Origin of the sequence: Naasia lichenicola (assembly GCF_004801885.1) — a bacterium.
Lineage (GTDB): Bacteria > Actinomycetota > Actinomycetes > Actinomycetales > Microbacteriaceae > Naasia > Naasia lichenicola.
The window spans coordinates 469,775-491,562 of sequence record NZ_SSSM01000004.1; the positions used below are offsets into that span (position 1 = coordinate 469,775).

General features: G+C 69.5%; 21 protein-coding genes. 4 read left to right on the forward strand and 17 right to left on the reverse strand.

From position 1 onward, the window contains the following. Nucleotides 1-11: 11 nt before the first annotated feature. From E6C64_RS10340 to E6C64_RS10375, 8 genes are all read right to left on the reverse strand, one after another. Entirely contained in the window at nucleotides 12-1,052 is a 1,041-nt protein-coding gene (locus tag E6C64_RS10340; RefSeq protein ID WP_136427403.1) for an NAD-dependent epimerase/dehydratase family protein, read from the reverse strand. Between the two features lie 131 nt (nucleotides 1,053-1,183). Then, nucleotides 1,184-1,978 carry an anti-sigma factor family protein gene (locus tag E6C64_RS10345; RefSeq protein ID WP_136427404.1) on the reverse strand — a complete coding sequence of 265 codons (795 nt, stop codon included), beginning with the start codon at nucleotides 1,976-1,978 and terminating at the stop codon, nucleotides 1,184-1,186. Further along, nucleotides 1,975-2,493 carry a sigma-70 family RNA polymerase sigma factor gene (locus E6C64_RS10350; RefSeq protein WP_199241012.1) on the reverse strand — a complete coding sequence of 173 codons (519 nt, stop codon included), beginning with the start codon at nucleotides 2,491-2,493 and terminating at the stop codon, nucleotides 1,975-1,977. The genes E6C64_RS10345 and E6C64_RS10350 overlap by 4 nt, the downstream gene beginning before the upstream one ends. Before the next feature lie 127 nt (nucleotides 2,494-2,620). Further along, on the reverse strand, nucleotides 2,621-3,814 hold the full coding sequence (locus E6C64_RS10355; protein ID WP_136427406.1) for a M20/M25/M40 family metallo-hydrolase: 1,194 nt from the start codon (nucleotides 3,812-3,814) through the stop codon (nucleotides 2,621-2,623). A 2-nt stretch (nucleotides 3,815-3,816) separates the two neighbouring features. Then, nucleotides 3,817-4,380 (reverse strand): dihydrofolate reductase family protein, encoded by a 564-nt coding sequence (locus tag E6C64_RS10360; protein WP_136427407.1) that lies wholly within the window; start codon nucleotides 4,378-4,380, stop codon nucleotides 3,817-3,819. A gap of 251 nt (nucleotides 4,381-4,631) precedes the next feature. Beyond that, entirely contained in the window at nucleotides 4,632-6,422 is a 1,791-nt protein-coding gene (locus E6C64_RS10365) for an ABC1 kinase family protein (RefSeq protein WP_233255558.1), read from the reverse strand. Beyond that, nucleotides 6,419-6,997 carry a PadR family transcriptional regulator gene (locus E6C64_RS10370; protein WP_136427408.1) on the reverse strand — a complete coding sequence of 193 codons (579 nt, stop codon included), beginning with the start codon at nucleotides 6,995-6,997 and terminating at the stop codon, nucleotides 6,419-6,421. Before E6C64_RS10370 ends, E6C64_RS10365 begins: the two co-directional genes overlap by 4 nt. A 166-nt stretch (nucleotides 6,998-7,163) precedes the next feature. Continuing rightward, complete coding sequence (locus E6C64_RS10375) at nucleotides 7,164-8,330, reverse strand: L-dopachrome tautomerase-related protein (RefSeq protein WP_233255559.1); 1,167 nt, start codon at nucleotides 8,328-8,330, stop codon at nucleotides 7,164-7,166. Between the two features lie 354 nt (nucleotides 8,331-8,684). Between E6C64_RS10375 and E6C64_RS10380 the strand changes: the two genes are divergently transcribed. Next, entirely contained in the window at nucleotides 8,685-9,881 is a 1,197-nt protein-coding gene (locus E6C64_RS10380) for an MFS transporter (protein WP_136427409.1), read from the forward strand. Between the two features lie 103 nt (nucleotides 9,882-9,984). On the opposite strand, the gene E6C64_RS10385 is transcribed toward E6C64_RS10380, so the two are convergent. The 7 genes from E6C64_RS10385 to E6C64_RS10415 form a co-directional block, all read right to left on the reverse strand. After that, a complete protein-coding gene (locus tag E6C64_RS10385) occupies nucleotides 9,985-10,602 on the reverse strand; it encodes a TetR/AcrR family transcriptional regulator (protein WP_136427410.1) in 618 nt (205 codons plus the stop codon). Nucleotides 10,603-10,627: 25 nt separating this feature from the next. Beyond that, entirely contained in the window at nucleotides 10,628-12,634 is a 2,007-nt protein-coding gene (locus E6C64_RS10390) for an MDR family MFS transporter (protein ID WP_136427557.1), read from the reverse strand. A 308-nt stretch (nucleotides 12,635-12,942) separates the two neighbouring features. Then, on the reverse strand, nucleotides 12,943-13,833 hold the full coding sequence (locus E6C64_RS10395; RefSeq protein ID WP_136427411.1) for an anti-sigma factor domain-containing protein: 891 nt from the start codon (nucleotides 13,831-13,833) through the stop codon (nucleotides 12,943-12,945). Continuing rightward, nucleotides 13,820-14,353: an RNA polymerase sigma factor gene (locus E6C64_RS10400; RefSeq protein ID WP_136427412.1), complete on the reverse strand. Its 534-nt coding sequence runs from the start codon at nucleotides 14,351-14,353 to the stop codon at nucleotides 13,820-13,822. Before E6C64_RS10400 ends, E6C64_RS10395 begins: the two co-directional genes overlap by 14 nt. A 107-nt stretch (nucleotides 14,354-14,460) precedes the next feature. After that, the gene (locus E6C64_RS10405) at nucleotides 14,461-15,237 is read right to left on the reverse strand and encodes a class F sortase (protein WP_136427413.1); all 777 of its coding nucleotides are present in this window, start codon (nucleotides 15,235-15,237) and stop codon (nucleotides 14,461-14,463) included. Between the two features lie 2 nt (nucleotides 15,238-15,239). Beyond that, entirely contained in the window at nucleotides 15,240-16,076 is an 837-nt protein-coding gene (locus E6C64_RS10410) for a DUF4397 domain-containing protein (protein ID WP_438941852.1), read from the reverse strand. 125 nt (nucleotides 16,077-16,201) lie between these two features. Beyond that, a complete protein-coding gene (locus E6C64_RS10415; RefSeq protein WP_136427414.1) occupies nucleotides 16,202-18,268 on the reverse strand; it encodes an MMPL family transporter in 2,067 nt (688 codons plus the stop codon). A gap of 64 nt (nucleotides 18,269-18,332) precedes the next feature. On the opposite strand from E6C64_RS10415, the gene E6C64_RS10420 reads away from it, so the two are divergent. The 3 genes from E6C64_RS10420 (at nucleotide 18,333) to E6C64_RS10430 (ending at nucleotide 20,172) form a co-directional block, all read left to right on the forward strand. Further along, nucleotides 18,333-18,806 carry a MarR family winged helix-turn-helix transcriptional regulator gene (locus tag E6C64_RS10420; protein ID WP_158437828.1) on the forward strand — a complete coding sequence of 158 codons (474 nt, stop codon included), beginning with the start codon at nucleotides 18,333-18,335 and terminating at the stop codon, nucleotides 18,804-18,806. Between the two features lie 152 nt (nucleotides 18,807-18,958). Next, nucleotides 18,959-19,324 (forward strand): VOC family protein, encoded by a 366-nt coding sequence (locus E6C64_RS10425; RefSeq protein ID WP_136427416.1) that lies wholly within the window; start codon nucleotides 18,959-18,961, stop codon nucleotides 19,322-19,324. Between the two features lie 68 nt (nucleotides 19,325-19,392). Then, a complete protein-coding gene (locus E6C64_RS10430; protein WP_136427417.1) occupies nucleotides 19,393-20,172 on the forward strand; it encodes an LLM class flavin-dependent oxidoreductase in 780 nt (259 codons plus the stop codon). Between the two features lie 98 nt (nucleotides 20,173-20,270). Here E6C64_RS10430 and E6C64_RS10435 read toward each other — a convergent pair whose 3' ends face one another. Together E6C64_RS10435 and E6C64_RS10445 are read right to left on the reverse strand one after the other, a co-directional pair. Continuing rightward, on the reverse strand, nucleotides 20,271-20,756 hold the full coding sequence (locus E6C64_RS10435) for a pyridoxamine 5'-phosphate oxidase family protein (RefSeq protein WP_136427418.1): 486 nt from the start codon (nucleotides 20,754-20,756) through the stop codon (nucleotides 20,271-20,273). Nucleotides 20,757-21,253: 497 nt separating this feature from the next. Further along, nucleotides 21,254-21,565 carry a hypothetical protein gene (locus tag E6C64_RS10445; protein WP_136427419.1) on the reverse strand — a complete coding sequence of 104 codons (312 nt, stop codon included), beginning with the start codon at nucleotides 21,563-21,565 and terminating at the stop codon, nucleotides 21,254-21,256. Nucleotides 21,566-21,788 lie beyond the last annotated feature (223 nt).

The following is a 21,788-nucleotide window of genomic DNA, read 5'->3' on the forward strand; positions in this document are numbered from 1 at the left end:
CGCCGTCGGTCTCAGGGGGCCAGGGACGCCGATGCCGGGTGCCCCGTGCCATGCGCCATGGCGTCGAGGAACTCGCGCAGTGCGTCCTGCGCCGAGACGGTGGGCTCCCAGCCGAGGACGCTTCTCGCGCGTTCGGTGGACATGACGGGCACACTGGTGGCGATGTCGAGCCAGCCGGGATCGGTGGGCTGGAGGCGCGCCTTCCAGGTCAGCCAGATCAGGGCGCGGACCACGCTGCGTCGGATCGGCACGGTCCTGCCGCCGAGCAGGGAGGCGAGCACATCCGGGGTCATCACCGGCTCGGCGGCGAGGTTGAATGCGCCGCCTGCCGTGCGGTCGATACTGCGCCAGATCCCGTCCGCCACATCGTCGGCGTGCACCACCTGCGATACCACCGTGCTGGGCAGCGGGAGGATCGGCGTCCGCAGCCGGCCGATCAGTCGGTGCGGCACGAGGGGTCCGAGGAAGAGTCGCGCGACCTCTTGGGCGGCGTCGGCCTGGAACACCAGTCCTGGACGGATGCGGGTCAGCACCACCTCGGGATGCGCGGCCTCGAAGGCGTCCATCGCCCGCTCGTTCATGGCCTTGTGCGTGGCGTAGTGAGAGGTCGGCAGTCCACCGGTCGGCCAGCCCTCGTCGACCCGGCGATGCTTGGGCCCCGGGCTGTATGCGCCGACGGACGAGGCGACGACCACCTGCGGAACGCCGGCGAGCGCCGCCGCATCGAGCACGCGGGCGGTGCCGGCCACGTTGGTGGCGCGCATGAGCGGCACGTCGTGGCTGGGCTGCAGCTTCCAGGCGAGGTGCACCACCGCGTCTGCACCGTGGAAGGTCTCCGCGAGGTCTGCGGTGGCACTCGGCGTCGAGACGTCGATCGATCTCCATTCCGCTCCGTCGAAGGGCGGCGCGGAGGACGGCTCGCGGCGGCTGATGCCGACCCGGCTGACGCCGGGCTCGGACGCGAGCCGTCGCATCAGCGCGGCGCCGAGATTGCCGCTTCCGCCGACGACGACGATGCGCCTCGATGCAGTCTGGTTCGTGGCATCCGCCATGAGCTCTCCGCCCCTCCGAGCGCTCCCATGCGGGGGCGTCTGTTCGACGCTATCCCCTCGACCGTCGAGCTCTCGGAGAACGGCCGCGATACGGCCCTGGCGGGCCTACTCGACCACCGACGGCGCTCGAGTCAGGAGCGCGCGACCTCCGCGGTCATCAGGGTTGCGCCGGTGGCGAGGGAGCGGATCTCGACCGTCCGGATCTGATCGACGCTCAGCTCGGTCGAGCCGACCACGTCGACGGATTCCCCGGGGGCCGCCTTCCAGGTCGACACCTGGGTCTCCTCGCCCGTGTCGTCGATCACCACGAGGGCGTAGCGCCAGCCGCCCTCGTCGGTCGGCGGCGCGTACCAGGTGCCGTCCTCCGCATAGCTGCAGGCCACGTCGAGACTGGTTCCCCAGTCCGCCGAGGCGAGTCGCACGGTCGCCTCGAGCGGCCCGGGCTGCGTCTGCGCGAGGACGGTGGTGGAGCCGGTCGACGAGGTCGCGGCGATGATCGACGGGACGGCGACGGCCGCCAGCACGACGGCCGCTGCCACCAGGCCGAGCACCAGGCGTCGTCGGGTCCGGCCACTGCGCCGACGCTCCCTCTCCTGCATCCGCTCCAGCAGGTCGGCGGGGGGCGGAATCGATCCGGCGTCCGTTCCGGAGTCGAGGTCGGCGTCGGAAACCTCTTCGGCGCGGGCGTATCCGTCCTCCTCGCGGTCGAGCAGGCCGAGGGCCGATTCGGCCGGCACGGTGCGCAGCAGTCCCGGCAGGCCCGCGAGGGCCGCGACGGCGTCGGCGCATCGCTCGCAGCTCTCGAGATGCAGCTCGAACGCGCGTCGGTCTTCGGCGGACAGCGCGCCGAGCACGTAGGCGGCGTCCCACTGGGAGACCCGATCATGGGCCGCATGCTCGCGGGCGTCGGCGTGGGAGTCGGTCATCGCGTGACCCCCTTCTCCTGGAGGGCGAGTCTCAGTGCGTGGAGTCCGTAGTGCAGGCGGGACTTCACCGTCCCCTCCGGGATTCCGAGCTCGCGGGCGATCTCCGGCACGGTGCGGCCGGCATAGTAGGCGTGCACGATCGCGGCCCGGTGCTCCACGGACAGCTCGGCGAGCGCCGCTCCGACTACCAGTCCCTGGAAGACGGAGTCGGATCGGTCGTCGGAGAGCACCTCGGGGAGCTCGTCGACGGTCACCTCGTGCCGTCGCCGAGCCGTGCGGTACTCGTCGACGACGAGGTTGCGGGCGACGGTGAACAGCCAGCTGCGGATCGAACCGCGCTCGGGATCGACGGTGCGCTTCGTCCGCCAGGCCCGAAGCAGGGTCTCCTGCACGATGTCCTCGGCGGTGGCGCGATCCCCCGTGAGCGAGACGACGTAGCGCCAGAGCGCCGGGGCATGCTGGTCGTGCAGGGCGCGCAGCAGCTCGTCATCGGGACGACGCGGCGCGATTCTCACAACAGCCACACGATACGGCGGCGCGGATCGTTCAGCTCCGCCCGGCGCGGATCGTTCAGCTTCGCCCGGCCCGGTGGCTGAGCCGCGCCGGAGGCGCGTGTCGAAGCCCCGCCGAACGTTCGTCCCGCTATCCGGCCAGGAAGTGCCCGACCGCGGCGGCGAGCGCGATCGGAAAACGCTGCAGCTGAGGGATGTCGACCCACTCGTCGACCGCGTGCAGCCCGCCGCCGGCCGGACCGCAGACGATCGTCGGCACGCCCGCCTCCTGCCAGAGCGCCGACTCCATCCAGTAGGGCGCTCCGACCTCGCGCGGCGGCTCGGCACCCGCCTTCGGCAGCTCGATGGCCATCAGGTCGAGCAGCTCGCGCGCCGGGCCGCTCGGCTGGGCCCGCCAGGCGGGACGCGAGATGCCGGGTTCGAGCTCCCAGCCGACCTGCGGATGGTCGCCGCGGATGGCGTCCACGATCTCCTGCAGATCGCGCATCCCGATGTCGTCCGGCTCTCCCGACACCGTGCGGCGCTCGACGGTCAGCTCGCCGTTCGCTGCGATGGTGAACGGCGCGACTCCGGCGCGAGCGACCGTCGCCATCAGCGACCCCGAACCGAGCAGCGGATGCGCCGGCGCCGCCGCCATCGCGCGGTTGCGTCGGGCGATGGCGACAAGCAGCTCCCCCAACGGTGGCATCACGTCGACCGCGAGCTCCGGCTGCGAGGAGTGGCCCGCGCGCCCGGTCAGCCGTGCCGTCTGCACCGAGTAGCCGCGATGCGCGACCGGCAGATCGAGCCAGGTGGGCTCGGCGACGATGCAAACGTCCGCTCGCAGCTCCTCCGCGGCGAGCGCGTCGAGCACCGCGAGCGCCCCGAGGCTGCCGTCCTCCTCATCGGCGACCAGGGTGACCGCGATCCGCCCCGGCGGGTCGGTGCCGACCAGCTGCTCGGCGGCGAGCAGGATGCCGGCGATCCCGCCTTTCATGTCGCTCGTGCCGCGGCCGACCAGGCGGTCGCCCTCGATCCGCGCGGTGAACGGATCATCCATGCCATCGACGCCCACCGTGTCGAGGTGGCCGTTGAGCATCACCGTGCGACCGGATCGGGAGCCGCTGCGCACGGCGACGACGCTCGGCCGCCTCTCATCGGATCCGGCGTGGACGAGACGGGTCGTGAAGCCGGCCGATTCGAGTCTGTCCGCGACGAACGTCGCGATCCCGGCCTCGCCGGCATGCCCCGGCGACAGCGATGGACTGACCGAGTCGATGGCGACGAGCGCTCGAGTCAGGTCGAGCACGTCGTCCGACCGACTGCCCGGGCGCGAACCAGACATGTTCAGCGCCGGATCCGATAGCTCTGCCAGACGACGCCCGGCTCGAAGGGCCGCACACCGATGAGCTCGAGATCCACAGGCCTCGTGCCGCCGAGAAGCGGGATGCCCTCCCCGAACAGGACGGGATTGACCTTGAGCACGATCTCGTCGATCTCGGGCAGCAGCGTCGCGGCGAGGCGGCCGCCGCCGCACAGCCAGATGTCTGCGCCGTCCGCTCGCTTGAGGTCCCGGACCAGTGCCAGCGGGTCGTCGCGGACCAGCTCGACCGCCGGGTCCACCGCGTCGAGCGTGGAGGAGAACACGAGATGGCGCAGATGCGGATAGGCATCGGCGATGCCGGCGTCGAGGCCGACCTGGTGGGTCGCGCGGCCCTCGAGCACGGTATCGAAGCGGCCCGCGCCGTCGATCCTCAACGCCGTTCGCGCCGACCCGGGCAGCATCTCGGGGAATTCGGCGATCAGCGCATCGATGTGGTCGCCCTGAACCGGGAAGCGGTCGAACCTGCCGTCCGGCTCAGCGATGTAGCCGTCGGCGCTCGTCGCGACGAAGTAGACGAGGGATCGCACCCCTTCAGCCTGCCCAGAGGACCGGTTGCACGCAAGGAGCACGGGAGGGAGCAGGGGACGACGGCCGGGCTTCGACACGGGCGCTGCGCGCCCGGCTCAGCCACCGATGAATACTCGTTGATCTGAATACTCGTTGGTCGAGGAGGGCCCCGCCGAAGGCAGGGCCGTCTCGAGACCGGCAGCCGAAGCATCGAGCCCGAGAAGCAGTGCGCGCCTTCCGCGACTGACCGGCAAGCCGATGCAACCGCTGGTCAGCGGCCCCGGCGGCCTCGGAACAGTCCTGCGAGGAGCGCATGGAGCAGCGGAAGCGCCGAGACCGCCATCAGCACGATGCCGAACACCTCGTCGGTGCTCCGCAGCAGGACGCCGGCGAGCAGCAGTCCCACGAACACGATCGCCGACACCATGCGGCTGACGGTCCGCTCGAGCTGTCGGACCTGGCGCTCGAGCCGAGGGGTCTCGACCTCGATCTCGCCGTCCTCGATGCGGGTGACGAGCCCGTCGAGCCGGCGCGGCAGCCGGGCGACGATGCCGACGGTCTCGACCGCCTCACGCGCGAACGACCCGATCACGCCGCCGCGCTCGTCGCGGAGCAGCTTGTCGGCGTAGGGCTCGACGGCGTTCCAGATGTTGAACTTCGGGTCGAGCGTGCTGCAGAGGCCCGAGATCAGGGAGACCGCCCGGATGACGAGCAGGAAGTTCTTCGGGAGCTGGAAGGGCAGCAGACGGATCGTCTCGCCGAACTGGTCGGCGAAGTCCTTGAGCTCTCGCGGGTCGACGTCCTGCAGATCGGTGAAGGCGACCCCGCCGAAGCGGGAGAAGAGGGCGGACATGGTGCGCTCGAGCTCGCGGATGTCCGCCGAGGGAAGCAGGACGCCGAGGTCGTTCATGCTCTTCACGAGCCGTCGGCCATCGCGGGAGGCCACCGCGATGAGGAACTGCTGCAGCCCGGTGCGCAGGGTGTCGGGGATCTCGCCCATCATGCCGAAGTCGACGAACGTCAAAACCCAGCCCCGCGCCTCCCCCGCGGTCCCGGCGCCTGCGCCATCCGCTGTCGCGGTGCCCGCGCTATCGGTCTGCGCCGCGGACCGGGGCACCGGAGTGACGAAGATGTTGCCCGGGTGGGCATCCCCATGGAAGAAGCCGTCGACGAACAGCTGGTCGAACATCACGTTCGCGAATTCGATCGCGACGGCGGACGGATCGATGCCCGCCGACCGGAGCGCATCGAGATCGTTGATCTTGATGGCGCTGACGTCCTGCAGGGTGAGCACCCGTCGCGTCGAGCGCTCCCAGGCGATGCCGGGCACCCGCACGCGGTCGTCGCCCTCGAACTGGGCGGCGAACCGCTCGGCGCTCTGTGCCTCGTGCAGGTAGTCGATCTCCTCCAGGCTGGTGACGGCGAACTCCTCCGCGAGTCCGGGCAGGTCGACACGGCGGTTCACGAGGGCGAATCTGCTCAGTCGCCGAGCCACCCAGCGCAGGGCGGCCAGGTCGACATCGACGAGCATCCCGATGTTCGGGCGCTGGATCTTCACGACGACGTCGGTGAATCCCGCATCCTGGGCCATCTCGGGTGAGAGCCGCGCGCGGTGCGCCTGGCCGAGGGACGCGGCCGCCATCGGGGTCTCATCGAACGAGGCGTATGCGCCCTCGAGGGAGGTGCCGAGCTCTGCCTCGGCGAGCGCGCGGACCTGGCGGAAGTCCTCGGGCCGCACCTCGTCCTGCAGACCGACCAGCTCGCGGGTGACCTCGGGCGGCAGCACGTCGAGCCGAGAGGAGAGGAACTGGCCGACCTTGATCATCAGGCCGCCGAGCTCGGTGGCGAGCCCGTAGAAGTTTCGTGCCATCCGCTGCCACCGACGGGTGCGTCCCCGGGCGCCGAGCCCGGCGAGGCCGAGCTGGGGCAGAGCGATCTCGAACCACCAGTTCTCGACCATGTAGCGGGTCGCGAAGCGAAGGATGCGCCGGTAGCGGGCGCGCCCGTCGCGGCCGAATCGCTCCGATGGATCGCGCGCGACGATCGCGGTGGTGTTGGTCAACTGCGGGCGAGGATGGCGTAGAGCTTGCGCCGCGCCTCGTCGAGCACCGCGACCGCTTCGGCGACATCCTCCGGCGATCCGGCGTGCGCCACCTGCGCCGCGGCCTGGGCGAGCTGCGCACCGGCCTTCGGGATGGCGCCGGAGAGGGCGGCGGCTCGCTTGCCCGGCGCTTCCCACGGAGCGGAGACATCGGGCGCCGTCTCCGCGGCCACCCGTCCGGCATCGGTCAGGGAGTAGGTCTTCTTGCCGGCCGATTCGACGGCGGTGACGAGCCCCTCGTCGGCGAGCACCTGCAGGGTCGGATAGACGGAGCCGGGACTCGGCTTCCACATCCCGTTGCTGCGCTCTTCGATCGCGCGGATGATCTGGTAGCCGTGCATCGGCTCCTCGGTGAGGATCGCCAGCACGGCCGTGCGCACGTCGCCGCGCCCCATCCGGCTGCCGCTGCGCTCTTCGAAGCGCTGCTCGAACGTGTCGCGGAGCTGATCCATCGCGTCCCAGATCCCGGTGCGCGAGCGACCGCCTCCCGCTCCCGAACGAGCACCCGACGTTCCGCCTGCGTTTGACCTGATCATGACAACCTCCGGTGATGTGCGACCGGGGTCAACGATAGTGGGCGACACATCGCTCAACCTGGGCGTCATCGATCGGCGGCTCACCGGCACATGAGAAGTGCGCGGGCACGCGAACGTCCACGTGCCCGCGCACACTCGATGTGCCGCGGCTCGGATGCGCGCCGCGCTATCCCGTCGGAGAGTCCTGGGAGATCGCTCCTGCACCGATGGCGACCCGGAACAGGTAGTAGGGGTAGACCCGCAGATCGTCGCCGCCCTGATACTTGGCCTGCCGGTGCAGCTGATTCGCCGTGACGTAGAGGTGGCCGTCGGCGGCGACCGACATGGTGTCGGGCCAGAGCAGGCGCGGATCGTGGGCCACGGTCTGCAGCTCACCGCTCGGCAGACGGCGCACGACGGCGTTGTGCTCGTAGTTCGTCGCGTAGAGGATGCCGGCGCTGTCCGTCTGGAGCCCGTCGGCACCGCCGCCCCTGTCGCCCTCGTCGATGACCGTGCTCCCGACGGCCTCGTCGTCCACAGAGCGGTCGCAGAGGGCGTCGACCGACACGCTGTGCCAGCGACGGGTCGCCAGGGCGCAGTACCAGAGTCGGGCCCCGTCGGCGGAGATGGCGATGCCGTCGGCACCCATCGTCACGGGCTTCGGGGCGCCGTCTGCGGGTCGCTCCATGAAGACGCGGCCCTCGACGATCGGGACGAACTCCTGCGTGGGCAGGGCCTTGGTACTGGGGTGATCGTGCAAGCGCCTCCAGGCATCGCCCGTGGCGAGGTCCACCACGATGATGCCGTTAGGGCCGCTGTCAGCGGAGTCGGTGATGAACGCCATCCCCGCCTCGCCGCGACCGAGGTCGAATCGCACATCGTTGAGATACGTGCTGGGCAGGGCGACATCCGGCTCGAACACGATGGTCTGCACGACCTGATCGGTATCGAGGTCGACGCGCAGGAGCTTGGGTCCGCCGCGCTTCGTCGGCTGGAACAGGGGGCTGCCGGTGTCGAGCACCCACAGCCGGTCGGCCGGATCGACCACGACGCTCTGCACCGAGACGAAGGCGGTCGGGTCGTCGTCGCCGGATGGCGTGTTGACCTCGATCGACGGGTAGGGGACGGGGTGCCCCTCGCGCAGCTCGACCACGGTGGCCGGCACGTCGTCGCCCCACTTCGGGTAGTTGACGAAGATGCGTCCCGCGGCCGACACCGTCACCCCGGTCGGCATCGGCCCGTCGTCGAAGGTGTGGACGACTTCGAGCTCGCCGAGCGGCTCGTCATGGCTGTGCAGCTCCTGGCCGTGCAGCTCGCGGCCGGCGACCGCCGGCCCCCAGAAGGCGGTGCTCACCGGTCTGCCTCGTCGTGGATCGTGATCGGCATGGTCGGTCTCCTCGCGTCGTCGGGTTGTTCTTCCAGTCCACCCGCGAGGGTCGGGGCCGACAAGGGCTTGCGCGTGGGCATGCCCTGTGCGCTCGGTGAGCGTCGGCTGGATCCATCAGGGCTGTGGCCGGCGAGCGGGATCCGTTCCCGATCCGCGGGTCGAGACGGTACCGGCATCTCAGGCGTGGATGCGGCCCTAGAGTCGACCCTCGTGACTCGATCGGACGCTTCGCCCGCCGCCGCATCGGCGCCGGAACCCTCCGGTGAACCGCCCGACGCATCGCCCGCTTCTTTGGGCGGTGCGCCCCGACGGGCCTGGTGGATGCTGATCGTCATCACGATGCTCAACGTGGCGGGCATGACGGTCGTGCTGCCCGTGCTGCCGTTCGTCGTGCTCCGATACATCGACAACGCCGACCACCTCGCGGTATGGGTGGGCGTCCTCGAGACCGTCAACGCCCTCTGCGCCTTCCTGGTCGCGCCGTTCCTCGGAGCCCTCTCCGACCGGATCGGACGACGCCCCGTCATCATCACCGCCGCATTCGGCGCATCGATCGGCTACCTGACCTTCGGCATCGGCGGCGCGATCTGGGTGCTGCTGCTCGGCCGCATCATCCAGGGCATCACCGCCGGGGACATGCCAGCCCTCTTCGCCTACGTCGCCGACATCACGCCGGCGGACAAGCGCGCGAAGCGCTTCGGCCTGCTCGGCGCACTCACCGGCATCAGCTTCATGATCGGGCCGGCAGCTGGAGGGCTGCTCGCCGCGATCGACGTCAATCTGCCCGTGTTCGTGACGGCGGCCATCGCGGCCGTGGTCGCCGTCCTCAGCATCTTCCTCCTGCCCGAGAGCCTGCCGCCCGAGCGGCGCACCCGCTCGCTGCACCTGCCGCACCTGCACCCGTTCAAGGTGCTGAAGGATGCGTATACCCGACCTCAGCTGCGCTGGGTGCTTCTCGGCTTCACCCTCGTCGCCATCCCGTTCATGTTCTTCGCGAACAACTTCGCCGTGCTCGCGCTGGATTCGGTGATGTGGAACGCGACCCAGATCGGTCTCGTCGTCGCCGGCGTCGGGATCGTCGACATCATCGTGCAGGGCGGACTGCTCGGCATCCTGCTTCCGCGGATCGGCGAGCGCGGGGTCGTGATCGCCGGCATCGCGGCTCAGGGATTCGGCTGCGTGGCCCTCGCCATCGTGGGATCGGTCTTCGACTCCCCCGTCCTCGTCATCGTCGGCGCGCTCGTGCTGGCCGCCGGCCAGGGCGGGGCGAACGCGGCGCTGCAGGGGCTCCTGTCGACCGCGGTCGGCGACGACGAGCAGGGCTGGCTGGCGGGGGCTGTCTCCGCGATCCAGTCCGCGTCCGGGATGATCGCCCCGCTGCTCGCCGGCTTCCTCTACACCGGCATCGCCCATTCCGCGCCGTACTGGCTGGGAGCGGCCATGTTCGTGGTCGCGGGGGCGCTGCTCATGCGGGCGAAGCTGTCGAGCCCGTCGAAGCTGGTGGCTCCGACAAGCTGACTCCGACAGGACGCTGACCGGGCAGATGAAAGGTGCGCGGGCACGTGAACGTTCACGTGCCCGCGCTCCTTCCATGTGCCGCGGCGCGGCAGGCGGATAGGGCCTAGGCGACCGTCTCGACGAGTTCGGCCGACCGGAGCGGTGCGTTCCGCACGGCCACGATCGCATCCACCGAGGACCGCAGTCGGACGGCGGACGGCAGGTCCGATTCCGTCGTGCTGTGCACGGTCAGAGCGAGCGCCGCGAGCACGAGGCTGACGGCCAGCTCGGCCTCATCGCGACTCGCGGCACGTTCCGCCGCGAGGTCGATCAGCCGTCCGCGGGCAGCCGTCATCAGGCTGCCGAGGGTCGGCATCAGCTCGGGATTGCGCTTGACCAGGCGCTTGAGGCGCAGATGGCGGGCGGCGAACTGGTCGCCCCCAGCGATCATGTCGCAGAGGGCGTCCACCAGCGATCCGCTCGCCGACCGGAACCGCGTCGCGGCGCCGTCGTCGAGCGATTCGCCGGAGAGGCCGAGCGCGGCGGCGTTCTTGGAGGGGTAGTAGTTGAAGAAGGTCCGAGAGGACACGTCCGCCTGGTGGCAGATCTGGTCGATGGTCGTCGACTCGAAGCCCTGCTCATCCACGAGGCGGTAGGCCGCCTCGTGGATGGCGCGGCGGGTCTGCGCCTTCTTCCGCTCGCGGAGGCCGTCGCCGGCCTCCGCGTTCTCGAGGATCGTCATGGTGCGCTCGTGATCCTGGGCGGCTCTACGCGGTGCGGATGGAGCCGGTCTCGGTGAGACCCGCCTTGTCCGCGCGCTCCTGCAGGGCCGAGACCTTGCGCAGCGGCGGCACCTTGAAGAACAGCGACAGCACGAACGCGAGCAGGATCACCGAGAGCGCGATCCAGTACACGGTCACGACCGAGCTGTTGAAGCCGATCAGGAACGGCGCGGCCAGGCGCTTGTCGGCGCCGTTCAGGAACGACGTGTCGCTGGTCGAGCTGCTCGCCGAGTCGGAGGTCGACGAGTCGCCGTCCTTGATGTTGTCGGCGATCGTCGGGGCGAGCTGGTCGACCCAGTACGCACGCTGGTCGGCGTCCGAGTAGTCGACCGAGACCGTGTCGCCGTCCACCGTGGCGTGCGCCTTCTCGGCGACCGCGGCGAGCGCGGATGCCTCGGCTGCAGGCTGGGCGGCCACGACCTGGGTCGCGATGATTCCCGGTGCCGCGGTGGCGGGGATCGCACCGGCATCGACCTGAGCCTGGACGGCTGCCGTGACCTGCTGGGTCACGGCGTCGTCCGCCGCGGCGGTTGCGGTGGTCACCGCGTCATCGAGCTGGTCCTGCACGGACTGCTTGATCGGGGTGACGATCGGGTTCCAGATCTGCTCCATGACGGCCGCGTTCTCGCTGGCGCCGGCGACCGACGGGTCGAGGGCCGCGTCGAGCGACGTGGTCAGCTGCTTCTCGCTGCCGAGCGAGTTCATGATGTTGGCCGGCAGCGCCGAGAACAGCACGGAGAGCAGGATGGCGACGCCCAGCGTTCCGCCCATCTGGCGGAAGAAGGTGGCCGCGCTGGTGGCGACGCCCATCTGGTGCGGCTCGACCGACCCCTGGCTGGCGAGGGTCAGGGTCTGCATGAGCTGGCCGAGGCCCAGGCCGATGAAGAACATCGCCATCATCAGGAACCACAGGGGCTTGTCGACCGTGACGAAGGTCAGGGTCAGGAAGCCGAGGGCGGTGATCGCCGTGCCGGTGATGGGGAAGATGCGGTACTTGCCGGTGCGCGCCAGGATCTGGCCTGAGCCGATCGACGCGATCATCAGGCCGACCACCATCGGGATCATCGCGAAGCCCGACTGGGTCGGAGTGAGGCCGGTCACGATCTGCAGGTAGAGCGGGAGGGTGAGCATGGCACCGAACATGCCGAAGCCGACGAGCACGCCGAGGATGGTCGCCATCGAGAACGAGCGGGAGTTGAAGAGGCGGAGCGGGATGATCGCGTCCTCCTTCATGATCCGTTCGGTGATGATGAAGGCCGCGATGCCGAGGCCGCCGATGATGTAGCAGGCGATCGCACCGGCGGAGCCCCAGCCCCAGGTGCGGCCCTGCTCCGCGATCAGCAGGAGCGGCGCGAGCGCGACGATGACGAAGGTGGCGCCGAACCAGTCGATGCGCGGCTTGGCGTGGCGCTCGAACTTGGGCAGGTGCAGGAAGGCGATGACCATGCCGAGGGCGATGATGCCGATGGGCAGGTTGATCAGGAAGACCCAGCGCCAGCCGGTGACGAACAGGATCTCGTTCGCGCCGGCGAACAGGCCGCCGACCAGCGGGCCGATGACCGAGGAGATGCCGAAGACGGCGAAGAAGTAGCCCTGGTACTTGGCACGCTCACGCGGAGCGAGCATGTCGCCCATGATGGCGAGCGGGATGGACATCAGCGCACCGGCCCCGATGCCCTGCAGCGCGCGGAATCCGGCGAGCATCAGCATCGAGGTCGAGAACGACGCGGCGAGCGAGCCGAGCAGGAAGACGGCGATGCCGAAGATGAAGAGCGGGCGACGGCCGAAGATGTCGGAGAGCTTGCCGTAGATCGGCACCGCGATGGTCGAGGTGATCAGGTAGGCGGTGGTGACCCACGCCTGCTGGTCGAGACCGTGGAGGTCGTCGCCGATGGTGCGGATGGCGGTTCCGACGATCGTCTGGTCGAGCGAGGACAGGAACATGCCGGCCATGAGGCCGTAGATGACCAGCAGGATCTGCCGGTGGCTCATGATCGGCTTCGAGGCCTCAGCTGATGAGGCGGTGGGCGCCTCGACGGGCGCGGTTGCAGTTGACACGGAATTCCTTAGTGCGGGCGGCGGCAGAGGGCCGAAGAGGCACGGCAAAGATTTTGCAGGCAACGCAATCTTACGCGATTGCATTTCTGCGTCAAGTGCATTCGCGCACCCGTCTTCGGGTGTGTCGGCATCCCGGCGCCACGGTCCGCGGGAAGCGTCCCGACCTGCGGCCCCGATCATGCGTCGAGAGAAATACCGTAGGCGGGCATCGCCTCCCTCTCGGCTGCATCGGGAACGAGCGGTCAGCGCAGTTCGCCCCGAACGATGGAGTCGCCGGAGTGCGCGGGATCGCCGTCGAGCGGCTCGGCGGATACATCCACCAGGTCGTAGTCGAGGATGTCGACGCCGTCCGGGATGGCGAAGGAGCCCGCGTCGCCCTCGAGCACGCCGAGGCTGATCAGCTCGCGGAGATCCGAGGTGATCAGCCACACCTCCCGGTACTGCGTCGAGTCCACCGCGCCGCCGACCGTGACGGCGAGGGTGCGGCTCCCGTCGGGGGCCTCCTCGACGACCGCGTTTCCGGTGTCGTCCCAGCCAGGCAGAGGCGCGAGCTGAGCGGCGGCCACCACCTCGGGAGGCGCAGGGCGCGTCATGCCCCAGACCACCCCGATCACGGCAACCGCTGCGGCCAGGCCGGCGACGGCGACGAGGACCGGGCGCCGGACACGACGGCGGCTCGACGCGCCAGACGAGCGGCTCGACGGGCGGCTCGGCAGGCGGATCGGCGTCGGCTGTGCAATGGGAGCATCGCCTACCCCTCCAAGGGTCAGCTGGTCCGCGGGTGGCTCGCCGACCGGGCCATCATCGGAGGTCTCGCCGGCTCCGATCGCACCGGCCGACGGGTCCGTGGCAGCATCATCGCCGAGCGCGGCCTCGCCCGTCGCTTCGGCGGACATTCCGAGCTCGGCGCGGATGTTCGCCCACACCCGACGATCGGGTGCGGTGAGGTCGACGACATCGATCGCGGTGCGGCCGAGAGCTGCCGCCTCCGCCAGCTCGCGCAGGTAGGCGGCGCAGTCCGGGCAGTCGTCGAGATGCCGCAGGTCGGGGTCGGCTGCCACCTGCTCGCCGATGGCGAGCAACGCGAGCGTGTCCGGATGGACGTGCCTGCTCAGCTCTTCATCCTCTGACATCGACGGCCCCCAGCTGTGTGCGAAGCCGTTCCAGGCTTCGGCGGATGTGACTCTTCACGCTGCCGAGCGGCAGTCCCGTCCGCTCCGCGATCTGGACATGGGTCAGATCGTCGAAGAAGGCGAGCCGGATGACCCGCTGGGCGTCGGGCTCGAGGCGGGATATCTCGTCGGCGATGAGGAGACGGTCGGCCAGGTCGATGTCGGGAGCGGGGGCGGTGCGGACACTGTCGAGTGCGACGAGGCGCTCCTGCAGGGCGCGCACTCGGGCGCGCGCCTCGTGGGTGTCGGCGATCTTGTTGCGGGCGATCCCCATCAGCCAGCCGGGAAGCCGGGCGCGGGACGGATCGAAGCCGGTGCGCCCGGTCCACCCGGCGACGAACGTCTTCTGCGTGACGTCCTCCGCCTCCCCCACGTCGCCGAGCGATCGCAGCGCCACCGTGTAGATCAGCGAGCTCCAGCGCGCGTAGGCCTCTTCGAGCGCGCGCTCGTCGCCCGCGACGAATCCGGCTTCGAGGTCCACGTGTCGATCATCGCGGTCTGCGCGTCGGCGCGCATCGGAGCGAGGGAGATCGGACTGCCCGACAGCCGACGGGCTGCGCGAGGGCTGCTGCTCCTGCGGCGGGACGGTCACTGCGCACCTGCGTCATCGGAAGCGGGGACGGCGGTCAGGATCACGTTGTCCGCGTAGGTCAGGCTCTGCCGGTCGAAGGCTCCCCCGCAGGTGATCAGCATGAGACGCGGCGGACCCTGCCGATCGAAGACCTCGGCGACGGGAAGGTCGGCCTTCGCCGTCTCTCGCGCCGCGGTGAGCAGGAAGTCGTGCGGGGCGCCGGACGCGTCGAAGACGGTGATCCGCGCACCGGCGGCGAGCTCGGTGAGCCGGGCGAAGGGTCCGAGGCCGTACTCGAGCGAGTCGACGTGGGCGGCGAGAACCGTCGTGCCCGCTGCGCTCGCCAGATCGGAGCCGAACCGGTACCAGCCGGCGACGGCGACGTTCGCGGGGATCTGCATGGCTCCGTCATCGAGCACGCCGACGGGCTCGACGGCCATGTCGATCCCGACGTCGGCGATGACGATGCGGGTCGGCGGAAGCGAGCTCGTCGCCGGCAGATCCGCCAGCGCGGCGCTGTAGAGGGGAACGTCCGGGAGCTCGGGCTCCTCCGCCATCGGAGGGTCGTCCACCGGAAGATCGATGGCCGCGTCGGCGGTCAGCACGGAGCTGCCGGCAGTGTTGGAGCCGATGCCGAGCACGTCGTCGATCGACGCCGGTCCGTCAGCCGCGACCGCGGGGGCATCCGTTCGGAATGCGGCGAACCGCGCGTCCGTGGGCGCGGCCGCGACGCAGCAGATGGTGATGAGGAGGGCGATGCCCGAGAGCACCGCCCCCCTCAGCAGGGTGAGCATGGTCAGCTCTTCGCTCCAGCGGAGCGGCGCGCCATAGCGAGGCCCGCACCGACGAGCAGCAGCAGGCTCAGCGCGAACCCACCTACGAGCAGGGGCGATCCGGGTGCGGTGTCGACGAGACCTGCGGTACCGGTGTTCACTCCATCGGGCGACGAGTGCAGTCCGCCGATGGTCTGCACGGCGAGAGCCAGGTTCTTGTCCGTGGCGCTACCCCAGGCGTAGACGATGGTGTTGACGCCCTCTTCGATCGGGACGTCCGCGGGACCGATGACAGGCGCCGTGGTTCCGGCGAGCGCCACGGCGGCCGACACGGTCCCGGCGGCGAGATCGAGGCTCGCCTCGTTCGGGTTGACCAGACCGGAGACGACTGCCGATCCTCCGGCCAGGATGTCCACGGCGGGTGCGGCCGCGGTGTGCCGGACCGTGAGGCGACCTTCGCCCGCGGCAGTGCTGCTCAGGTCATTCGTGAACAGCGTGGCGGTGGGCTTGCCCGCCTCGCTGAGATGCGCGACCGCCGTATAGCTCGTGTTGGCGGCGAGCTGGAGGTCGATGGGGCCGATGACCGGGGCGCTCGCGTCGGCCGCGTCGGCCGCCGTGATGGCCACGGTGTAGGTCCCCGCGGGGAGATCCAGCGGTCCGGCCATGTCTCCGGGCTGGAAGTCGTCCAGCGTGAGCTTGTCGTTGACATACACGTCGACCGGCGTGGCCGGGACGGCGTGCAGGACGTAGAGATCGGCGTTCGTCGATGAGATCGCGCTGGCGGGTACCACCGCGCCCATCGATGTCAGGACGCCGATGGCGATGCCGGCTGTGACGCCGGCGAGCAACTTTCTGTGCACGTGCTTCCTCCTTGGGTGAGCGGCAGACCGCGCCTGTCACTCATCACTTCTCGCGGAGGGATGCATTCGGATGCACTTCTCCGGAATTCGGTCGAGATCTCTTCCCCGGGCTTCGCGGACTCCCGTCAGTGCATGTCCTTCGCGGAGAGCCGGCCGGGCCACCAGAAGCGGTCACCCGCCAGGAATGCCAGGGACGGCACCACCAGGGTGCGCACGAGGAGGGTGTCCAGCAGCACTCCGATGCAGACGATGATGCCGATCTGGGTGAGGGTGATCAGCGGCAGCACCCCCAGCACCGCGAAGACGGCGGCGAGCAGGATCCCGGCGCTGGTGATCACCCCTCCCGTCGAGCTCAGGGCGCGGATCATGCCGTCCTTGGTGCCATGCACCGCCGCCTCCTCCCGCGCACGGGTCACCAGGAAGATGTTGTAGTCGACGCCCAGCGCCACGAGGAACAGGAAGCTGAACAGCACCACGTTGGTGTCGATGGCCGGGAACCCGAAGACCGACTGGAAGAGCAGCCAGCTCGCACCGAGGCTGGCGAAGAAGCTGCCGACCACCGTGAGCAGGAGCAGGACCGGCGCGACCAGCGAGCGCAGCAGCAGGACGAGCACCACGAACACCAGGCCGAGGATGAGCGGGATCACCAGATCCTGGTCAGCGGTCTGGGCGCGACTGACGTCGAGCGCTTGGGCATCGAGCCCGCCGACGAGTGCGTCCGCGCCGTCGACGGCATGCAGCTTCTCGCGCAGCGCGTCGACCGCCGCGAACGACTCGGGTGTCTCCGCGGCCGCGTCGAGGGTGACGTCGATCTCGGTGATGCTCCCATCCGACGCTCCGACGCGCGTCGAGTCGACGCCGTCGACCTCGCCGGCGGCGTCGGAGACGGCCTGCGCGCTGTCGGCGTTCGCGATCACGATCACGGGCGATCCGCTTCCGGCGGAGAACGCGTCGGCGAGGATCTCCTGGCCGATGACGGCCTCGGGAGCCGAGGTGAAGCTCTCGGTCTGGGACAGCCCCAGCTTGATCTGCGGCACCCCGGCGACGGCGAGGCCTCCGAGCAGCGCGACGCCGATCAGCACCACGGCGATGGGGCGTCGGGAGACCAGGATGCCGAGCCGATGCCAGACGCCCTTCTCGGTGCTGCCCTCCGTGCCGAACCGCGGGATGTAGGGCCAGAACAGGCCACGGCCGAACAGCACGAGCGCGGCGGGCAGCACGATGAGGGCGAAGGCCATCGCGATCACGATGCCGGTCGCGCACGCGATGCCGAGCGCGCGATTGCCCGTCAGCTGAGCGAACAGCAGGGTCAGCAAGCTGAGCACCACGGTGCTTCCGCTGGCGATGATCGCGGGACCCGCGCCGCGCAGTGCCCGCGACATCGCGCTGCGGCGGTCCTCCACGAGGCGCAGCTCGTCGCGGTATCGGGCGATGAGCAGCAGCGCGTAGTTCGTGCCCGCACCGAAGACGAGCACGGACAGGATGCCGGTGACCGAGGCGTCGAGGGTGATCCCTGCGGCGGCGGCGACCCGAGTGGCGACGATGCTCGCGAGCCCGTCCGCGGTGCCGACGACAACGAGGGGCACGAGCCACAGCCAGGGGCTGCGATAGGTGATGAGCAGCAGGACAGCGACAACGATCACCGTCGTCAGGAGCAGGGTGAAGTCGGCGCCCTCGAACACCGCCGCGACGTCGACGGCGAAGCCCTCGGGTCCGGTGAGCAGCGCGGTGAGTCCGTCGGGAAGGTCGGTGTTCGCTGTGCTGCGGAGCTGATCGGCGCGATCCGCCTGCTCGGCGACATCGCTCAGCTCGGCGAGCGGCACCACGACGAGCGCCACGGTGCCGTCCTCGGAGACGGTGGGGGGAGGCAGCGCATCGGTGCTCGAGGATGCGGCCAGGCGATCGGCCGCGCTCTGCACGGCCGCGATGTCATCGGCGGTCAGCTCGGCGAGCGCCCCATCCTCCGTCCGACTGAAGACGAACAGGGCGGTCGTTCCGTCGGAGTCGGGCAGCAGCTCTTGAGCCGCGGCGACTCGCGCCGATTCCGCGCTGTCGGGCAGGCCGACGCCCGGCGATGAATCCCCCTCGGCTCCCGAGCCCAGGGCGAAGACCGCCCCCGTCACGAGGAGCGCGCCGACCAGCACGATCCACGAGGTCCGTCGAGCGGTGAGAAACGAGCGAAGGCGACGCATGTCTGATCCATTACTTAAAGAGGTGAACTATTCGACTCTTGAAGGTAGCGCTAAACTGTCGACCATGCCAAGTGAGACTCCGCAGAGGGATGGGCGCCGGATGCACCCCGCGACGCAGATGATCCGCGAGATCCTCGACGTCAGCGCGGAGTTCGAGGGCCACCTCGGCCGCGAGCTCTCCGTGAACCCGACCGACCTGGCGGCCATGGAGCACCTGATCCAGTCCGGCCCCCTGGCGCCGAGCGAGCTCGCACGACGACTGCACATCACTCCGCCCGCGGTCACGGCGTCGGTCGACCGGCTCGAAGCCGTCGGCCACGTTCTGCGCACCCACGACGCCGGCGATCGGCGAAGGATCGTGATCACGGCCTCGCAGGCGTCGACGGCTCAGGCGATGGGAGTCCTGATGCCCATGATCCGCGACGTGGACAGGGTGATCGAGTCCTTCGACGCCGACCAGCAGGCGGCCATCACCCGATATCTGGACCAGGTGCTGGTCGCCTACCGGTCCCACATACCCTCCGACGGCTCGGCCTGAGGCTCTGCGACCGGCTGCATCAGGGCGCGACGGTCGGTGCCGCAAGCCCCAACCGACCATCGACGCCAATCCGCGGTTCCTTGGAGATTCCCGAAACGGGGGCGCGGACGGGGGCGCGGAGCCTAGGCTGGAGCCAACAGGCGGGAGCCCACTTGTCTCATCCGATCTGGCTTCAGCCGACCGTGCACGTGCGTTCCCTGCTCGCGTCCATCGAGTTCTACGAGGCCCTCGGAGCCGTCGTTGTCGCGGGGAGCAGGATCGGCAACTTCGTGCGGCTCGACATCGGCGGCTGTCAGCTCTCCCTCGATGAGGACGCGCCGGACACGGTGCGATCCGAGGGCGCGGTCTCGCTGAACTTCGAGACGGATGATCTCGATTCGCGCTTCCGCGAGCTGGTCGTCGCGGGAAAGCTCGCCGTCACCGCGCCGAGGCGAGTCGAGTTCGGCCGGCAGATCGAGCTCACGACGCCGGATGGCACCGCTGTCACCATCACGCAGTTCACTCACCCCACCAGCTGAGCTTCCCTGACGGCTCCTCGGCCAGGTTCGAGGTTCTGGATGGCGCCGACGTGGGGCACGATCGAGGTATGTCAGATCGAGCCGTTGTCTCACTGGGTATTGCCGCATCGGTCGGTCCGGAACTGGCGGGATGGCTGGCTCCGCTGATCGAAGACGCCGGATTCCACGCGCTCTGGGTGAATGACACCCCTGGCGCCGATGCGGTCGCGGTCCTCGAGGCCGCCGCCCGGACGACTGAGCGACTGCACCTCGCGACGGGCGTCCTCGCGGTCGATCGCCGCGCGCCCGGTGACATCGCCGCGCAGATCGTCGGGCGCCGGCTTCCGCAGCAGCGCCTGACGATCGGCATCGGCTCAGGGCAGGCGGGGAAGGGCGCACTCGAGCTCGTCCGGAGCGCAGCGTCGGCGCTCACGTCCAGCGTCGATGCGCGCATCGTGGTGGGTGCACTCGGCCCGAAGATGCGCGAGGTGGCCGCGCGGGCATCGGATGGCGTTCTCCTCAGCTGGCTGCCTCCCGACCTCGCCCGCGAGCAGGCGGCGGAGGCCCATGCCGTGGATGCGGACTCCCACGTCGCGCTGTACGTGCGCGCCGCGGTCGCCGAGGCAGCGCAGCCGCGCCTGCACGAGGAGGCGGCCCGCTACGTCGGCTACCCGTCGTACGCCGCGAACTTCGCCCGCCTGGGCATCGACGTCGAGGACACGCTGTTGAGCACGTCCGTCCCGGGGACCGCCGAGCGCCTGAAGGATTACCGGCAGGGCACGGACGAGGTGGTTCTTCGCGCGATCACGGCCACCGACAGCCTGGACGACTATCGGGCGTTCATCGACGAGGCCCGCACACTGCTGTGACGCCGCGGTCGCCCGCCCATCGAGTGACGTCGGGAGGAGCCAGTGTCCGCGGACCAGGTCAGGCGACCTGCCCCGCGGACCTGCCTGCGACCCTCAGTTCAGAGGGTGATCTTCTCGTTGTCGATGTCCATCGGGCTGCCCGAGATCTTCGACTTCACGTAGCTGACGACGGTCGCCACATTCCCACCGGGCGTGTCCCAGTACTCGGCGCTCTCGACATGCACGATCAGAGCGCGGAGTCGGTCGTCGTCGGGTCCGTCGGGGAACCAGGCCTCCGAGCTCTTGTCCCAGAGCGAGCTGATCCGGTCACGATCCGCGCTCAGCTCGCCGGTCCCGGTGGCCGACACCCACGAGCTGTTCGAACTCAACGCCACGTTGAGGGCCGGGTTGCTGGCGATCCGCGCGACAGTCGACGAGTCGGCGCTGGTCAGGAACCACAGCTCGCCATCGAAGCCGTGGTGCTGCTGCTGCATGGCGAACGGCTGGGCGACGGGTCTGCCCGCATCGTCGAGCGTCGTCAGCATCGCAATGGGGAAATCCTCGATCAGCTCGGCGAGCTTGGCGGTCGGATTCGCGTCGTCCATGTCATCTCCTCGGTCCCTGGGGGATCTCGCTCAGGGGAGTCCCACGATAGGACGCGAGCCTGACCATGCCATCTGCACCAGGGCGCGGCACCAGGTGAGGAGATGGCGGACACCACCGAAAGCAGCCGCTCATGCCGATGGCAAGCAAAAAAGGGCCGCTTCGCGACCCTTTTTTCCTTGTAGCGGGAGCGGGACTTGATCCCTGGCGCAAGCGTGCGCCATGGGCCCACCGCCTGCGGGTCCTGCGAGCACACCCCGGTACAAGCAAAAAAGGGCCGCTTCGCGACCCTTTTTTCCTTGTAGCGGGAGCGGGACTTGAACCCGCGACACCACGATTATGAGCCGTGTGCTCGACACAGGCGATCACGGGCGTGGTTTTCGACTCAAGAAGTCCGGAATCATGCGGAAGTTGGCTCGCCTCGATGCGCCTGAATCACGGGCTTTTTCCTCAGATGTGGTCAAAATGTGGTCAGATTCAGCCCCGCCGGAGAACCCTCTCACCAGGTGTTGATCCGCTTCAGAATGCCGTGCAGCTCACGACTCAACCTCATGTAGGCGGGGTAGATCTCGGCCGCCTCTGCCGGAAGGCGCTTCTCGGTGTTGGCCAGCCTCGCGACGGCATTGGTGAAGTTGGCGAGATTGCGCAGCGGGATCATCAGCATGCTGAGTTCGCGGAATGCGCGTTCCTGGTCTGCCGTGAATGTGGAGGGCGGCGCCATCGACGTTTCGTGCAGGAACCGCGCAACCGTCATGTTCAAGCCGTCCGCGAGCTCGCGCAGCTGTCGGTCCTCTTCCTCGGTCAGCTTCACGACGTGCCGATGCGTACGGGGCGTGGCCGAGTTGGGCCGGCGCCGTGGACCGAGATTGAGCGTGAACTTCTGGTCTCTGTTTGACGAATTCATGCGGCCAGTATTCGTGCCGCCTGCTCGCGGCGAAAGCTTTTTCGCTCGAGTTGTGACTGTGCGACACAGTCACATCCGCCTCGTCCGATCAGCTCCGACCGGCTGGTTCGGCCCGCCGATCCGTGGCCGC

Coding starts and splice junctions, on each gene's coding strand:
- E6C64_RS10385 (WP_136427410.1), bottom strand. CDS start 10,602: ATGACGATCCTCGAGAACGCGGAGGCCGGCGACGGCCTCCGCGAGCGG.
- E6C64_RS10340 (WP_136427403.1), bottom strand. CDS start 1,052: ATGGCGGATGCCACGAACCAGACTGCATCGAGGCGCATCGTCGTCGTC.
- E6C64_RS10345 (WP_136427404.1), bottom strand. CDS start 1,978: ATGACCGACTCCCACGCCGACGCCCGCGAGCATGCGGCCCATGATCGG.
- E6C64_RS10355 (WP_136427406.1), bottom strand. CDS start 3,814: ATGTCTGGTTCGCGCCCGGGCAGTCGGTCGGACGACGTGCTCGACCTG.
- E6C64_RS10395 (WP_136427411.1), bottom strand. CDS start 13,833: ATGTCAGAGGATGAAGAGCTGAGCAGGCACGTCCATCCGGACACGCTC.
- E6C64_RS10380 (WP_136427409.1), top strand. CDS start 8,685: ATGCTGATCGTCATCACGATGCTCAACGTGGCGGGCATGACGGTCGTG.
- E6C64_RS10390 (WP_136427557.1), bottom strand. CDS start 12,634: ATGAGCCACCGGCAGATCCTGCTGGTCATCTACGGCCTCATGGCCGGC.
- E6C64_RS10435 (WP_136427418.1), bottom strand. CDS start 20,756: ATGGACGACGCGAATCCGACCGCCAAGCTCGCCGAGCTGATCGAGGAT.
- E6C64_RS10430 (WP_136427417.1), top strand. CDS start 19,393: ATGTCAGATCGAGCCGTTGTCTCACTGGGTATTGCCGCATCGGTCGGT.
- E6C64_RS10405 (WP_136427413.1), bottom strand. CDS start 15,237: ATGCTCACCCTGCTGAGGGGGGCGGTGCTCTCGGGCATCGCCCTCCTC.
- E6C64_RS10370 (WP_136427408.1), bottom strand. CDS start 6,997: ATGATCAGGTCAAACGCAGGCGGAACGTCGGGTGCTCGTTCGGGAGCG.
- E6C64_RS10415 (WP_136427414.1), bottom strand. CDS start 18,268: ATGCGTCGCCTTCGCTCGTTTCTCACCGCTCGACGGACCTCGTGGATC.
- E6C64_RS10420 (WP_158437828.1), top strand. CDS start 18,333: ATGCCAAGTGAGACTCCGCAGAGGGATGGGCGCCGGATGCACCCCGCG.